The organism is Arthrobacter sp. B0316-5-4, from assembly GCF_059090325.1.
In genome coordinates this window covers 35,893-51,443 of record NZ_JBNHFN010000002.1, presented here as the reverse complement: position 1 = coordinate 51,443, position 15,551 = coordinate 35,893, and the positions used below count along the sequence as shown (strand labels likewise).

The 15,551-nt window shown below is 64.4% G+C and carries 11 protein-coding genes; 6 read left to right on the top strand and 5 right to left on the bottom strand.

All coding sequences use genetic code 11. The features are described 5' to 3' along the window. Window positions 1–115 precede the first annotated feature (115 nt). The gene (locus AC5RU9_RS04550) at window positions 116–469 is read right to left on the bottom strand and encodes an Rv2175c family DNA-binding protein (protein ID WP_494015508.1); all 354 of its coding nucleotides are present in this window, start codon (window positions 467–469) and stop codon (window positions 116–118) included. 256 nt (window positions 470–725) lie between these two features. Here AC5RU9_RS04550 and AC5RU9_RS04545 point away from each other — a divergent pair, with 256 nt between their 5' ends. Together AC5RU9_RS04545 and pknB are read left to right on the top strand one after the other, a co-directional pair. Continuing rightward, window positions 726–2,078, top strand: a complete 1,353-nt coding sequence (locus AC5RU9_RS04545; protein ID WP_494015507.1) for a lytic transglycosylase — start codon at window positions 726–728, stop codon at window positions 2,076–2,078. A gap of 75 nt (window positions 2,079–2,153) precedes the next feature. After that, window positions 2,154–4,214, top strand: coding sequence for a Stk1 family PASTA domain-containing Ser/Thr kinase (gene pknB, locus AC5RU9_RS04540; protein WP_494015506.1), 2,061 nt, complete (start codon window positions 2,154–2,156; stop codon window positions 4,212–4,214). Between the two features lie 71 nt (window positions 4,215–4,285). Here the strand turns inward: pknB and AC5RU9_RS04535 are convergent, their stop codons facing one another. Next, entirely contained in the window at window positions 4,286–5,689 is a 1,404-nt protein-coding gene (locus AC5RU9_RS04535) for a class II 3-deoxy-7-phosphoheptulonate synthase (protein ID WP_211711333.1), read from the bottom strand. Window positions 5,690–5,755: 66 nt separating this feature from the next. After that, entirely contained in the window at window positions 5,756–6,547 is a 792-nt protein-coding gene (locus tag AC5RU9_RS04530) for a lysophospholipid acyltransferase family protein (protein WP_494016055.1), read from the bottom strand. Between the two features lie 109 nt (window positions 6,548–6,656). Here AC5RU9_RS04530 and AC5RU9_RS04525 point away from each other — a divergent pair, with 109 nt between their 5' ends. The 3 genes from AC5RU9_RS04525 to AC5RU9_RS04515 are packed head-to-tail and all read left to right on the top strand — an operon-like array spanning window position 6,657 to window position 8,786. Further along, complete coding sequence (locus AC5RU9_RS04525; protein WP_211711376.1) at window positions 6,657–7,445, top strand: alpha/beta hydrolase; 789 nt, start codon at window positions 6,657–6,659, stop codon at window positions 7,443–7,445. After that, on the top strand, window positions 7,442–8,245 hold the full coding sequence (locus tag AC5RU9_RS04520; RefSeq protein WP_494015505.1) for an alpha/beta hydrolase: 804 nt from the start codon (window positions 7,442–7,444) through the stop codon (window positions 8,243–8,245). Before AC5RU9_RS04525 ends, AC5RU9_RS04520 begins: the two co-directional genes overlap by 4 nt. Then, window positions 8,232–8,786: a hypothetical protein gene (locus AC5RU9_RS04515; protein WP_494015504.1), complete on the top strand. Its 555-nt coding sequence runs from the start codon at window positions 8,232–8,234 to the stop codon at window positions 8,784–8,786. The genes AC5RU9_RS04520 and AC5RU9_RS04515 overlap by 14 nt, the downstream gene beginning before the upstream one ends. Window positions 8,787–8,815: 29 nt before the next feature. Here the strand turns inward: AC5RU9_RS04515 and AC5RU9_RS04510 are convergent, their stop codons facing one another. Next, window positions 8,816–9,874: an ROK family protein gene (locus tag AC5RU9_RS04510; RefSeq protein ID WP_211711337.1), complete on the bottom strand. Its 1,059-nt coding sequence runs from the start codon at window positions 9,872–9,874 to the stop codon at window positions 8,816–8,818. 186 nt (window positions 9,875–10,060) lie between these two features. On the opposite strand from AC5RU9_RS04510, the gene AC5RU9_RS04505 reads away from it, so the two are divergent. Further along, on the top strand, window positions 10,061–11,872 hold the full coding sequence (locus AC5RU9_RS04505; RefSeq protein ID WP_494015503.1) for an AMP-dependent synthetase/ligase: 1,812 nt from the start codon (window positions 10,061–10,063) through the stop codon (window positions 11,870–11,872). Between the two features lie 84 nt (window positions 11,873–11,956). Here the strand turns inward: AC5RU9_RS04505 and AC5RU9_RS04500 are convergent, their stop codons facing one another. Beyond that, the gene (locus tag AC5RU9_RS04500; protein ID WP_494015502.1) at window positions 11,957–15,352 is read right to left on the bottom strand and encodes a pyruvate carboxylase; all 3,396 of its coding nucleotides are present in this window, start codon (window positions 15,350–15,352) and stop codon (window positions 11,957–11,959) included. Window positions 15,353–15,551: the final 199 nt, after the last annotated feature.

Here is a 15,551-nt window from a genome sequence, read left to right as displayed (position 1 = left end):
GCACCTTGCTGCCGTAACGGCAGCCGGCAGTAACACGACATGACGCGTACGACGACGGTGGGAACCGTCGTCGTACGCGTTTAAGTGTGTGTTACCCCCCGAGGGGGCGCGGCCCCTACCAGGCCAGTGACTGCGCGCGGCGCCTGATCTCCGTCTTGCGGCCTTCCCGCAAGGCGTCGATGGGCCGTCCCCGCAGCGACTCGTCGGGCGTGAAAAGCCAAACAATCAACTCTTCGTCCGTATATCCGGCGTCGCTGAGGACCGCGACCGTCCCCTTCAGGCTGTCAACGACGTGACCGTCCTGAATAAACAGGGCCGGGATCGAACGGACATTACGTTCTCCGCGCCTGATGGCTACAAGGGCCCCCTCATCCAAAAGTCCGTGGACCTTGGTGATGGAAACTTCCAGCAATTCGGCGACATCCGGCAAGGGCAGCCAGTCGGAAACAAGGCTTTCTACATTACTCACGGAACAAGGTTGCCACGCCGCCCCGCCCCTCGCCTAGCCGGAGCACGACGGCGGTGCGCGCCGATCGCCCTGGAGTCGCCATTTCTGCCCGATAAATCGGTCAGCATAATCCATTACGCGTCGAATTGTTGTGCCGATGGAATAAGTGTGAGAGATTCACACTGATCACTCTTGCACCATTGATAACATCAGTAACATTGGTAACACTGACAACAGCGCTAACAATCGCCCCCGCTGTTGAGATGAGGACACTTTCATGACGACGCCCCGCTCGCCGAAACGAACCATGAGCATGCCGGTCATTGCGGCAACCACGGCTGCGCTTCCCGCCGTGGTTTTGTCCTCTCTGGCCTTGGCGCAACCGTCCATGGCGACACCGGCCCCGCAGCCCCGCAAAATTCCGGCCACCCTTGCGGCGGCCATGAAGGCCCAGGCCGTCAACACCGGCACTGTGATTCCTGCCCAGGCGGTGGCGGCTACCCTTCCCGCCGCCCTGCGCCCGATGGCGCCCTCGGTTCCGGATACCTACACGATCGTCCGCGGCGACACCATCAGTGCAATTGCGCGCCGCTTCAACTTGGACACCAACGCGGTGCTTGAACTGAACAAGCTCACTGCGACCACGTTGATCTTCCCCGGTCAGACCATCAAGCTCACCGGGACGGCCTCCACCACACCCGCGCAGCCTTCGGCTCCGGCACCCAGCACACCGAGCACCCCGGGCAACGCCACTGTCTACACAGTGGTATCCGGAGACACCCTGGGCGCAATTGCCGCCAAGCACGGCGTACCGCTGTCCAGCATCTTCAGCTGGAACAACCTCAACGGCAGCTCCATCATCTACCCGGGCCAGAAAATCAAGGTCAGCGGCGGATCGGCTCCTGCCGCTCCCACCGCACCGTCGGCCCCGGCAGCACCGACGCCGGCACCCGTGACGAACGCGGGTTCCTACGTGATCAAGGCCGGTGACACGCTCAGCTCCATCGCCTCGCGGCACGGTGTTTCCCTTGCCGCGCTGATGAGTGCCAACAACGTCACGGCTACCACTGTCATTTACCCCGGCCAGAAGCTCACCATTCCCGGCGCGGGCAGCAGCCTCCAGCCCGCGGGCGAAACCAAGCCGCTGGTTCCCAGCACCTTCCTTGGTTTCACCTACCCGCCGGCAGTAGTCAGCTCCGCCAACGAAAACAAGGCACTCCTCAATGCCTCCCCAGTGCCGACCCGCGCTGAAATGAAGGGCATTGTGGCCGATACCGCCCGGCGAATGGGCGTCAGCCCGTCCTTGGCCCTGGCTTTCGCCGAACAGGAGTCCGGCTTTGACCAGCGCGCAGTCTCCCCTGCCAACGCCATCGGCACCATGCAGGTCATCCCTTCCTCGGGCCAGTGGGCCTCCGACCTGGTAGGCCGGAAACTCAACCTCCTGGACCCGTACGACAACGCCACTGCCGGCGTCGCCATCATCCGGGCGCTCATTGCGACGAGCAAGGACCTGGACAGCGCGATCGCTGGCTATTACCAGGGCCAGTACTCGGTGAGCAAGTACGGAATGTACGACGACACCAAGCGCTACGTCGAGTCGATCAAGGCCCGCCAGCGCACCTTCGGCTAGGTCTTGCACAGCACCTCGGAAGGGGCCCGCATCCTGCGTGGATTCGGGCCCCTTCCCCGTCTCGTTTAGGATCGTATGGTGCAAGAACCAACGCAGGACCACCTCATCGGGACCACCGTGGACGGGCGATATACGGTCCGTTCACGCCTCGCGAGGGGCGGAATGTCCACCGTGTACCTGGCTACGGACCAGCGCCTGGAGCGCGACGTAGCCCTTAAAGTCCTGCACCCGAACCTGGCCAACGATCCCACCTTCCTGCAACGCCTGAGCCGCGAAGCGAAGGCAGCTGCCAGCCTCTCCCACCCGCACATCGTGGGAGTCCTGGACCAAGGCGAGGACGGTCACATCGCCTACCTCGTCATGGAATACGTCAAGGGGCACACCCTTCGCGACGTCATGACTGAACAGGGCGCCCTCCCGCCACGCCTCGCACTGGCGCTGATCGATCCCGTCATCGAAGGACTCGCGGCCGCCCACGGCTCCGGCCTGATCCACCGCGACATCAAGCCGGAGAATGTCCTCATTGCCGACGACGGACGCATCAAGGTAGCTGACTTCGGATTGGCCCGGGCAGTCTCAGCCAACACCAGCACGGGTGCCCTGATCGGCACCGTGGCCTACCTGGCCCCCGAACTGGTGCTCGGCCAGGCAGCGGACGCCCGCAGCGACATTTACTCGGCCGGCATCATGCTTTACGAAATGCTGACCGGTAAGCAACCCTACGCAGGCGACTCACCCATCCAGGTGGCGTACCAGCACGTCAACTCGGTTGTCGAGCGGCCTTCGGATGTGGTCCCCGGCCTCGCCGACGACCTGGATGAACTGGTGCAGTGGTGCACCGCCACAGATGCCGAAAACCGCCCGGTGGACGGCGCTGCCCTGCTGACGGAGCTGCGCCACATCCGAACCACGCTCACCGATGAGCAGCTGGACCACCGGCAGTCGCCCGTGCAGACGCCGCACTCCCCCGCGACCGCAAACGAAACGACGCCGGTGGGCAACCCCGCCGGCAATCCGACCGAGGCCTTGGCCACCACTGCGTCACCCACCGAGTTCATCTCGCACCAGCGCAACCCCACCACCATCATGGCGGCCGCTGGCACGGGGCTCCAACGTTCCCCACAGGACGCCACCGACCGCGACCTGAACCAGCCTGGCAAGCGCGAGCTGAAGAGGATTGAACGGCAGCAAGCAAAAGACCGCGCCAGGGCCGCGGCAACTCCGGTCCGTCAACTTCGTGAAGGCAACCCACGCCGCCGCGGCATCATCTGGACCATCGTGATCGTCATCCTGGCATTGCTGGCCGCCTCCGCAGGGTGGTTCTTCGGCATGGGTCCCGGATCTCCCGGAACCATACCCGATGTCAAGAACAAGACCGTGGCTGAAGCCCAGCAGTTGCTTCGCACCGCCGGCTTCCAGTCCGAGCCACGTGACGTGTTCGACGACGACGTCCTGCCCGGTTTCGCTGTTGGGACCGAGCCCGAGTCCGGCGCGGAAGTCCGGAAGTTCCAATCCGTCACAGTCTTCGTTTCCAAGGGGGCACAGCTTTTCCCACTGCCAACACTCACGGGAGTCACCCTGGCAGAGGCCAAGAACGCCCTCAACACAGCACAAATGGCCTTGGGCAACGTCACCGAAGCCTTCGACGACAAGGTGCCGGCCGGCGTCGTGATTTCACAGGACCCCGCAACCGGCAAGGAAGTGCGGCACGGCACGCCAGTGGCCTTGGTGGTGTCCAAGGGGCCGCAGCCGGTTCCCGTCCCCGATGTCAGGGGTTTGACGAAGGACGCCGCCATCAAGGCCCTCCAGGACGTGGGCCTGAAGGCAGCGATCGCTCCGGACGCGGTCCATGACAGGAAGGTCCCGAAGGACGCCGTTCTTTCCCAGGCCCCGGCAAGCGGCAACCTCGTCAAGGGCGACACCGTGACTCTCACCGTGTCTGATGGGCCGCGCTTGGTGAAGGTTCCCAGCTTCGTCGGCAAGCAGGCCAAAGAAGCCCGCAAACAGCTTGAGGACCTGGGGTTCGAGGTGAAGATCAACGAAATCCTGGGTGGCTTCTTCGGGACTGTCCGCGACCAGAACCCCGTCAACACAGAAGTGGCCGAGGGTTCCCTCATCACACTGACAGTGGTCTAGTACCCAGGAAACGACAAAGGCGCGGTCCGGGTTCAGCCGGACCGCGCCTTTCGCTTTGTCAGCTCACGTTGTCAGCGCTTGGAGAGGGCGCCCGCGACCAGGAACGCCATTTCCAGTGACTGCATGTGGTTCAGGCGAGGATCGCAGACCGACTCGTAGCGGTCCAGGAACGCGTCCTGGTCGATCGGATCGGCACCGCCCAGGCACTCAGCGACGTCGTCACCCGTCATTTCGACGTGAAGGCCGCCCGGGACTGTACCCAGCGAGTGGTGGACCTCGAAGAAGCCGCGGACCTCGTCAATGACGTCATCAAAATTGCGGGTCTTGTAGCCGTTGGGCGACGTGACCGTGTTGCCGTGCATCGGGTCGGTGACCCACAGGACCTGGGCGCCAGAGGCGGTAACACGCTCGACGACGGCGGGCAGCTTCTCGCGGATGTTCTTGGCGCCCATGCGGGTAATGAACGTGAGGCGGCCCGGTTCCCGGTTGGGGTCCAACTTGTCGATCAGGCGCAGGGCGTCGTCACCGCTGGTGGACGGGCCAAGCTTGACGCCGATCGGGTTCCGGACACGGGACAGGAAGTCCACGTGGGCGTGGTCCAGTTCGCGGGTTCGCTCCCCGATCCACAGGAAGTGCGATGACGTGTCGTATGGCAGGCCCGTGCGTGAGTCGATGCGTGTCAGCGCGCGCTCGTAGTCCAGCAGCAGTGCTTCGTGGCTGGCGAAGAATTCGACGCGCTTGAGTGCCTCAAAGTCGGCGCCACATGAGTCCATGAAGCTGATGGCCCGGTCGATGTCCCGTGCCAGGGACTCGTAGCGTGCGTGGGCGGGGTTCTCGGTGAATCCCTTGTTCCACTGGTGCACCAGGCGAAGGTCGGCAAAGCCGCCCTGCGTGAAGGCCCGGATGAGGTTCAAGGTGGAGGCGGACGTGTGGTACGCCTTGAGCATCCGGCCTGCATCATGTGCGCGGGACTCGGGAGTGAATTCGTAGCCGTTGACGATGTCGCCGCGGTACGCGGGGAGGGTCACGCCGTCGCGCGTTTCGTCGTTGGAGGAACGGGGCTTGGCGAACTGGCCTGCCATGCGGCCCATCTTGATGACGGGCATGGCAGCGCCGTAGGTGAGGACGACGGCCATCTGGAGGATGGTCTTTACCCGGGCACTGATTTTGTCCGCGGTGGCGGCCTCGAACGTCTCGGCGCAGTCTCCACCCTGCAGGAGGAAGGCCTTGCCCTGGGCAGCGGCGGCGAGCCGTTCCCGAAGGACATCCACTTCTCCGGCGAAAACCAGCGGCGGCACCGCTGAAAGCTCCTTGACGGAAGCCTTGAAGACCTCGGCGTCCGACCATGTGGGCTGCTGGGAGATCGGCAGGTCCCGCCAGGCGTCAAGCCCGGGATAGTTCGCAGCTCCGCTCTGGGCGGTGCTGGCGAGGGGGTCTGCAATGGAGGGTGCGGTGTTCGCGGTTAGCTCAGTCACCCTTCAAGAGTAGTGGCCTCCGGCGGGGTTGCGGGACTGCAGCCGTAACCGATGATGGCCGCTGCGTCACAGTTTCTCCGTTGATCCGTTCCCGCCGCCCCGCGGTTCATCCCTGTCCTCGGAGATGTCGCGGGTGGCGTCCTCGGCAACCTCGACTTTTCGGACTGGCTCCGGGCCTTTTCCGGCCAGCTGGGCCTTGACCACTGCCGCATATTCGTCCACGTATTCCTGGCCGGAGAGGCGCATCAGACCGGACATGATTTCATCAGTTACGGCCCGCTGGACCTGCCGGTCGTCCTCCATGCCGTAATAACGGCTGAAGTCCATTGGCTGCCCGAAGATGATGCCGATCCGCCGGATGTTCGGCAGTCTCTTACCGATGGGCTGGACCTTTTCGGTTCCGATCATGGCCACCGGCACCACCGGCACCCGTGTCTGAAGGGCCAGTTTGGCCACGCCCACCTTGCCGCGGTAGAGCTTGGCATCAGGGCTGCGGGTACCTTCAGGGTAGATGCCCAGCAGGCCGCCGGATGCAAGTACATCTTTGCCTGCCTGCAGTGACATTTCCGACGCAGCGCCGCCCGAACGGTCCATGGGGAGCTGGTTGCTCAACCGGAAGAACAGGGCCGTGAGGCGTCCTTTGATGCCTTTTCCCGTGAAGTACTCGGACTTGGCCAGGAAGATCACAGGGCGACGAACCATCAACGGAAGGAAGATGGAGTCGGAAAAGGACAAGTGGTTGGACGCCAGGATGGCGGCGCCGTGTTCGGGAACGTTGTCCAGCCCTTTGACCCAGGGGCGGAACAGAAGCTTGAGGATCGGACCAAGAAAGATCCTCTTCATGACCCAATAGAACACGTTAGTCCCCTCACGGCCGACGGTTGACAAGCTTCCGGCAACCCGGCCGGCACTCAACAGCAACCCTACTCCAGTGAGAAATCCGAGGAAGAGTGACACGATGGGACGCATGACGGAACGCCCTTCACCTGCCGCGCCGCTCGCCTTCCACCATGCCGGGCATGGACCAAACGCCTCCACGGGCGTGGCCATCTGCCACGGCTTCACGGGCAGCCCCTTGAGCATGCTCCCGTGGGCTGAGTACTTGGCTTCCCAGGGATTTGCCGTGTCGGTGCCTCTCCTCCCCGGCCACGGCACCAGCTGGCGTGATCTCGCTACCACGCGGTGGCAGGACTGGTACCGGACCTTCGAGCAGAGCTATCTGGAACTGGCCGGACAGACCAAGACCTGTTTTGTTGCCGGGCTGTCCATGGGAGGCGCCGTGGCCCTCCGGGTCGCCGCCCTCCACGACGTTCCTGGACTGGTCCTGGTCAACCCCGGCCTCAGCTTCTACGACCGGCGGGTGAGGTACGTGGGCGCCCTGAAGTACGTGATGCCGACCACCACCCCCATCGTGGAGGACTCACCGGCACCGGCCACCGATGAGACGGGCGACTACTCCAAGACTCCCTTGAAGTCAGTGCATGAGCTGAAAAAGCTCTTCCGCGCTGCGACCCGTGGCCTGCCGGAAGTGGAGGCGCCTGCACTGGTGTTCAAATCGGCGGTGGACGGCGTCATACCTCCGAGCTCCGTGGCCACCATCGAACGGCACATCGCTTCCTCCCGCCTGAAGGTCGTCACGCTTCCCCATAGCGGGCACGTGGCCACCCTGGATGTCGACGCGCCGACCATTTTCGAAGAATCCGCCGGGTTTTTCCGTCAGTACGCCGACGACAGAGTAGCCTCAGAGTCATCATGAACAAGCTTCCGGATTTCTCGCCGTTCCTCAGCCAGTGGAGCGGGATTGGGCCACGCGTGGGTGTCGTGATGTCGCACGGGTTCACAGGCAGCCCGCACAGCGTCAGGCCGTGGGCCGAACACTTGGCCGCTGCTGGCTACGCGGTACGGTTGCCGCTGCTTCCAGGCCATGGCACCACCTGGCAGGACATGGCTACCCGTTCCTGGCGGGAGTGGCACCGGGCAGTGGACGAGGCTTACCTCGAACTGGCGGCCGAATGCGACTACGTCTTCACCGCTGGCCTATCCATGGGCGGCACCCTGGCCCTGCGGATCGCGGCCACCCGTCCGGTAGCCGGCACCATTGTGGTCAACCCGGGACTGGTCCTCGATGACCCGCGTGCCGTCGTCGTGGCCGCTTTGAAATATGTGGTGAAGTCGACTCCGGCCATCGCCAATGACATCCTCAAGCCGGACCAGGACGAAGGCGCCTACGCCCGGACTCCTGTCGCGGCAGCCCATCAGCTGAAGAAGATGTACAAGGACACCACTGCCCTGCTCCCCCGCATCAATGCGCCCGTTCGCGTGTACAAATCCACGGTGGACAACGTCATCTCGAAGGCCAGCCTGGAACTCCTTCGTTCCCGCGCAAGCGCACCTGTCGACATCCATTACCTGGCCAACAGCTACCACGTTGCCACGCTGGACAACGATGCCCCCGAGATCTTCCAGGGCACGGTGGAATTCATCCAAAAAACCGTTGCGAACCTGGCCGGACACGCTCCTTCCTCCGAAAAGGACACAGCCCATGAACAGGCCTGATCCCAACTCTGCCGATCAAAGCGCGAACAAGGATGACGACGCCGTCTGGCTGGACCTCGTGGCCAGGCTGGAGGCCACGCCCTCTTCGTCCACGGAATCGCCGGGCCCACCGCTTGCGGAGCCTGCCCCGGGGGACGTCGGACCGGCGCAGCGCGGAACCGGCAAGGCTTTCAAGGATTTTGATCCGCTGGGCTTGACGACGCCTGCGACAGAACCGGTGCCCGACGCGTCGGCGGTCCCGGCCCCGTCTGACAGCCCTGGCCGCCCCCTGGGACCCCGCGATTTTGAGGCCGATGACCTTGATGACGTCTTTGTCCCCGAAGACCCACCCAGTTTGGCGGGCACCGAGCCCCTGATCATGCTGGCGTGGGTCGGTGCCGTGGGAGGTCCTGTCGCACTGCTTTTCACGGCCATGTTCTGGCGGTCCGCCCCGCTCGTGGCGATTATGGGGATCGTCGCAGCCTTCGTGGTCTCGGTGGTCTACCTCATCATGCGGCTTCCGCAGGAAAAGAATGAGGACGACGACGGCGCCCGCCTCTAGGTGCCTGCGCCGGCTTCTGCCCTGCGGACTTAGCTGTGCGCGCGGCCGCTGACCCGCGAAAGGTCTGCGGCTCCGATCATTCCGGCCCGTGGGCCGAGGGCGGCCAGGTCAATCCTGGCCATGGGGCGGAATCCCCGCCCGGTAAGGTTCTTGGCGAATGATTCGCGGGCCGGGCCAGCCAACAGCTCCCCCGCGTCGCATAGCCCTCCACCGATCACGAACGTTCCGGGATCGAGGGCAGCTGCGAGGTTGGCCAGGCCTAGTCCCAACCATTCTCCCTGGTCGGCCAAAAGCTCCCGCGAGGTGGCGTCGCCGGCCAGCGCCAGGGCCGTGATGGTGGCCCCGGTCATGTTCTCGGCCGTGCCACCCGCCCTTTCCAGGAGCGCGCGCCCCTCCGGGGAGTTCGTCCGGACCAGCTGCCGGGCTTCCCTTCCCAGGGCGTTGCCGGAGGCGTACTGCTCCCAGCACCCTCGGTTGCCGCACTCGCAACGGTGTCCGCCCGGGAAAATGATCTGGTGACCAAATTCGCCGGCCACGCCGTAACGGCCGCGCTCCACCCTGCCGTCCATCACCATGGCACCGCCAATGCCGGTACCCAACGTGATGCACACCAGTCGGCTCTCGCCGCGCCCGGCACCAAAGCGCCACTCGGCCCAGGCCGCCGCGTCGGCGTCGTTGGTCAGGAGGACGGGCCGCCGAAGCAGCTTCTGCAGGCTTTCCCGCAGTGGCTCGTTACGCCATGCCAGGTGTGGGCTGAAAAGGACTGTGCCGCCGTCGAGGTCCATCCACCCGGCAGCACCGATTCCCACCGAAGCGACCCGGTGCCCGGCACTGAGCTCGTCCACGAGTTCCACGATGGTCTGTTCCACGGCCCGCGGGTCGGCGCCAGGAGTCGAGCGGCGGGCTTCGGCCAGGACGCGCCCCTCCGCGTCCACCACGCCGGCCGCCACCTTGGTACCGCCAATGTCGATCCCGATCGCGAGCCCGCGCCGGCCCATATGGCTGCGACGCGCACCCCAGGGCACATCCTTGAAAACCGGCGCTGGAGGCCTGAGTCGGGCACGGGAGCTGGACCTAATTGCGGGCATCCCATCATCCTATTCCGCAGCCGCCACACAACGGGAAACGGGCCTTCCGGAAGGGCCCGAGTTGCTTGAAATGACGGGTAATCCGTAAAGTTACTCGCCAGTAGGTGAAATAGGACACACCTCCATGAGCGGGCATACTAGAGTGAAAGCAGCCCCTCGTGGCCCGTGCATATCAAAGGAGCTACCGTGCGTGAAATCAGTGTTCCGCCCCTCGTGAGCATCGCTCCGGAAACCAACATCACGGACTTCGTGATCCGGGCAGCGGAGAAGGCATCCAACCCTGCACTGTTTTCCAAGCTGGACAGCAACGCGCAGTGGCAGAACATTCGAGCCAAGGATTTCCTCGCAGACGTCCAGGCCCTGGCCAAGGGCCTCATTGCCAGCGGAGTGGGGCCGGGCGACCGGGTAGGCATCATGTCCAGGACCCGCTACGAATGGTCCCTCGTGGACTTTGCCATCTGGTTCGCAGGCGCCGTTTCGGTGCCAATCTATGAAACGTCCTCGCCCTCGCAGGTGGCATGGAACCTGGGTGATTCCGGTGCCGTGGCAGCCTTTGGCGAAGCAGCCCACCACGAGGACATCATCCGCCAGGCGGTTGCCGCGGAAGACATCAGCTCAGTGGCCAACGTGTGGCAGCTGGAGGGCGCCGGCCTGGATGCCCTGCGTACTGCTGGCGCAGGGGTACCCGATGACGAACTCGAGTCACGACGCTCCGCGGCGGGGTTGGCCGATCTTGCCACCATCATCTACACCTCGGGCACCACCGGCCGGCCGAAGGGTTGCGAATTGACCCATGGCAATTTCGTGGAGCTTTCGGAGAATGCACGGGCGTCCCTGCCGGGCATCATCAACGAGGATGGCAAGACCATCATGTTCCTGCCCCTGGCCCACGTGTTTGCACGCTTCATCTCCGTCCTGGCCGTGGCCGGTGGCGTCAAGGTGGCTCACACCCCGGATATCAAGAACCTGCTGGCCGATCTGCAGAGCTTCCAGCCCACCTTCATCCTCGCTGTCCCACGCGTCTTCGAGAAGGTTTACAACTCGGCTCTGACCAAGGCCGAGGACGGCGGCAAGGGCGCCATCTTCCACCGGGCCGTAGACACGGCGATCGCCTACTCCAAGGCCCGTCAGTCCGGATCCCTGGGGCTCGGCCTGAAGATCAAGCATGCCGTGTTCGACAAACTCGTCTACGGAAAGCTCCGGGATGCCATGGGCGGCCACGTGGCCCACGCGGTGTCCGGTGGCGGCCCCCTGGGGGAACGCCTCGGCCACTTCTTCCAGGGAATCGGCCTCCAGATCCTGGAAGGCTACGGCCTCACGGAGACCACGGCCCCCATCTCGGTCAATACGCCCTCCATGATCAAGATCGGCACCGTGGGCGCTCCCTTGCCGGGGAACTCAGTGAAGATCGCGGACGACGGCGAAATCCTCGCCAAGGGCGTGTGCGTCATGCGCGGCTACTTCAACCGGCCGGACCTGACCGAGGAGACCTTCACCGATGGCTGGTTCCGCACGGGCGACATTGGCGAACTGGACAGCAACGGCTTCCTGAAGATCACGGGCCGGAAGAAGGAAATCATTGTCACCGCCGGCGGCAAGAACGTGGTTCCGGCCTTGCTGGAGGACCAGATCCGCGCCGACGCACTGGTCTCGCAGGTCCTGGTGGTCGGCGATAACCGTCCCTTCATTGGAGCCTTGGTTACCCTGGACGAAGAAGCCCTGCCGGGTTGGCTGGAACGTCACGGACTCCCTGCACAAACCCCGCTCGACGAGGCCGCCGGGCACGCGGTGGTGAAGGCCGCAGTGCAGGAATTGGTCAGCAAGGCCAACCAGTCAGTTTCCCAGGCCGAGGCGATCAAGTCCTTCCGGATCGTTGCCGCAGACTTCACCGAGGCCTCGGGCCACCTCACGCCCTCGCTGAAGGTCAAGCGCGCCCAGGTCATGAAGGATTTCGACGCCATCATCGAGGAGATGTACTCCGCACCCCGCGCCTCCTAGCAAACGCTGTCCACCACGAACAAAAAAGTACCCCGTCCCGCATTGAGCAGTTCAATGCGGACGGGGTACTTTTTGGGCCGGTAACTAGCCGATCACCAGCAGCAAATCGCCGCCCTGGACCTGCTCGACCGAAGAAATGGCGAGGCGGGAGACCGTGCCCGCCACCGGCGTCGTAATCGACGCTTCCATCTTCATGGCCTCAATCGTGGCAACTGTGTCGCCAGCGTTGACGACGTCCCCTGCCTTGACCGTGACGGTGACGGCACCGGCGAACGGGGCGGCTACCTGTCCCGGCTGGGCAGGATCGGCCTTCTCGGCAGCCTTGACGTTGCTGACCACGGAACGGTCGCGCACAACCACCGGGCGGGACTGTCCGTTGAGCGTACACATGACTGTGCGCATGCCCTTTTCGTCGGCCTCGGAGACTGCCTCGAGCTGGGCGATCAGGCGGACGCCCTTCTCCAACTCGATGACGTGTTCTTCGCCCTGCTGGAGCCCGTACAGGTAGTCGCGGGTGTCGAGCACGGAGATGTTCCCGTAGGTCTCGACGCTCTTCAGGTATTCCTTGGTGGGACCGGCGAAGAGGAGTCGGTTCAGCGTGTGCTGGCGCGTCTTGGAGTCACCCTTCAGCGCAGCGCTGTCCTCGGCACTGATGTCCACGTCGCGCACCTTGACGCTGCGGCCCTGGAGGGCCTTGGTGCGGAACGGCTCGGGCCAGCCTCCGGGAGGATCACCGAGTTCGCCTGAGAGGAAGCCGATGACGGAGTCTGGGATGTCGTAGTTCTGGGGGTTCTCGTTGAAGTCCGCGGGATCGGCATTGAGGCCTACCAGGTGCAGTGCGAGGTCGCCCACCACCTTGGAAGACGGCGTCACCTTGACCAGGCGGCCAAGAATGCGGTCCGCTGCCGTGTACATGTCCTCGATGGCCTCAAACTGCTCACCCAGCCCCAGCGCAATGGCCTGCTGGCGCAGGTTGGACAGCTGGCCACCCGGGATCTCGTGCCGGTACACGCGCCCCGTGGGACCGGGCAAGCCGGACTCAAACGGTGCATAAACCCGGCGGACAGCTTCCCAGTACGGTTCCAGGGCGCCGACGTTGGCCAGGCTGAGGCCCGTGTCCCGGGGAGTGTTGGCCAACGCCGCAACCAAAGCGGAAGCAGCGGGCTGGCTGGTGGTTCCTGCCAGGGAAGCTGCAGCCACGTCAACAGCGTCCACGCCTGCATCCACGGCAGCCAGGAGGGTGGCCAGCTGGCCTCCCGCGGTGTCATGCGTGTGCAGGTGGACGGGGAGGTCGAAGCGCTCACGCAATGCCGAAACCAGCTTCGCGGCAGCTGCGGGACGCAGCAAGCCAGCCATGTCCTTGATCGCGAGGATGTGCGCCCCGGCGTCGACGATCTTTTGGGCGAGATCCAAGTAGTAGTCAAGCGTGTACAGGTCCTCGTTGGGATCAAGGAGGTTGCCCGTGTAGCACAGGGCGACTTCCGCCACCGCCGTACCCGTCGCACGCACGGCGCGGATGGCCGGGGCCATCTGGTTCACGTCGTTGAGGGCGTCGAAGATGCGGAAGATGTCGATACCCGTGGCGGCGGCCTCGTTCACGAATGCCTCCGTCACCTCTTCCGGGTACGGGGTGTAACCCACGGTGTTGCGTCCGCGAAGGAGCATCTGGATACAGGTATTCGGCAACGCCTGGCGCAAAGCAGCCAAGCGGTCCCAGGGGTCCTCACCAAGGAAGCGGAGCGCGACGTCGTACGTCGCCCCACCCCAGGCTTCGACGGACAGGAGTTCCGGCATCAGGGCCGTCACTGCGGGGCCGGCGGCCACCAGGTCACGCGTACGGACGCGGGTGGCCAGCAAGGACTGGTGGGCGTCACGGAAGGTCGTATCCGTAATTGCCACGGCCTGCTGTTCGCGAAGGGCCTTCGCGAAGCCCTCCGGACCCAGCTCCAGCAACTTCTGGCGGGAACCCGAGGTGGGAACGGGGCCCTCGACGGCGGGGAGCTTGCTGGCGGGGTCGGAGTGGACCTTGAGCTCGCCGTTCGGCTTGTTCACGGTCACCTCGGCCAGCCAGGTGAGCAGCTTGGTGCCGCGGTCGGCCGAGATGTGCGACCTGAGCAGTTCAGGGCGTTTGTCAATGAAGTCGGTGGCCACGTTTCCGGCGTTGAAGTCCGGATCGGCGAGCACTGCCTGCAGGAACGGAATGTTGGTGGACACGCCACGGATCCGGAACTCGGCGAGGCCACGGCGTGCACGGGCGACCGCGGCCGGGTAGTCACGGCCACGGCAGGTCAGCTTCACCAACATGGAGTCGAAGTGCGGGCTGATCTCGGCACCCGAGTAGACGGTACCGCCGTCGAGCCTGACACCGGCACCACCAGCGGACCGGTACCCGGTGATCTTTCCGACGTCGGGGCGGAAACCGTTGGCCGGGTCCTCAGTGGTGATTCGGCACTGGAGTGCCGCGCCCTTGATGGAGACCGAGTCCTGGCTCAGTCCGAGATCCGCGAGGGTCTCCCCCGAAGCAATCCGCATCTGGGCCTGAACGAGGTCGACGTCGGTGATTTCTTCGGTCACCGTGTGTTCAACCTGGATACGGGGGTTCATTTCGATGAAGACGTGCTGGCCGGCCCGTTCACCCTCGGTGTCCACCAGGAACTCGACCGTTCCGGCGTTGACGTAGTTGAGGGCCTTCGCGAAAGCGACAGCATCGCGGTAGAGCGCCTGGCGGATGTTCTCGTCCAGGTTTGGCGCAGGAGCGATCTCAACTACCTTCTGGTGGCGACGCTGGAGTGAACAGTCACGCTCAAAGAGGTGCATGACGTTGCCCTCGGCATCAGCCAGGATCTGCACCTCGATGTGGCGGGGGCGCAGCACTGCCTGCTCGAGGAACATCGTGGGATCGCCAAAGGCGGCGTCAGCCTCGCGCATGGCGGACTGCAACGCCTCCGGCAAGGCCTCGCGTGTTTCCACGCGCCGCATGCCACGGCCGCCACCGCCGGCGACGGCCTTGGCGAAGATGGGGAAGCCGATCTCATCCGCCGCAGCAATGAGCTCGTCGAGGTCCTTGGAAGGCTGGCTCGACTTAAGGACCGGGACACCGGCCTTGCGCGCCGCTTCCAGGGCTGCGACCTTGTTGCCTGCCAACTCCAGCACCTCGGCCGGAGGACCCACGAAGGTGATTCCGGCGGCTTTGGCGGCACGTGCCAGGTCAGGGTTTTCCGAGAGGAACCCGTAGCCGGGGTAGATGGCGTCAGCGCCGGCTTCCTTGGCGACGCGGACAACCTCCTCGACGTCCAGGTAGGCGCGGACGGGATGGCCCACCTCGCCGATCAAATAAGCTTCGTCGGCCTTCTGCCGGTGGATCGAGTTGCGATCCTCATGCGGAAAGACGGCTACGGTCTTGGCGCCCAGTTCATAACCAGCGCGAAACGCCCTGATCGCGATTTCGCCGCGATTGGCCACCAGAATTTTCGAAAACATACTTCTCCTGCATCATTGCGGGTGGATCGGTCGGTGGTCACAGTGTGTAGTGCCGCCAGCATCAAACACAAATCTTTGTGGCAACCATCACAAAGGAATCGTCATGTGGGCTGTATATGCGTGCGCGCGACCGGACGCCGTGCTATCGGGGAAGGCTCCGTTCACTGCCCTGGCGCGTAGAAAGCGGGAATCCGCGGCG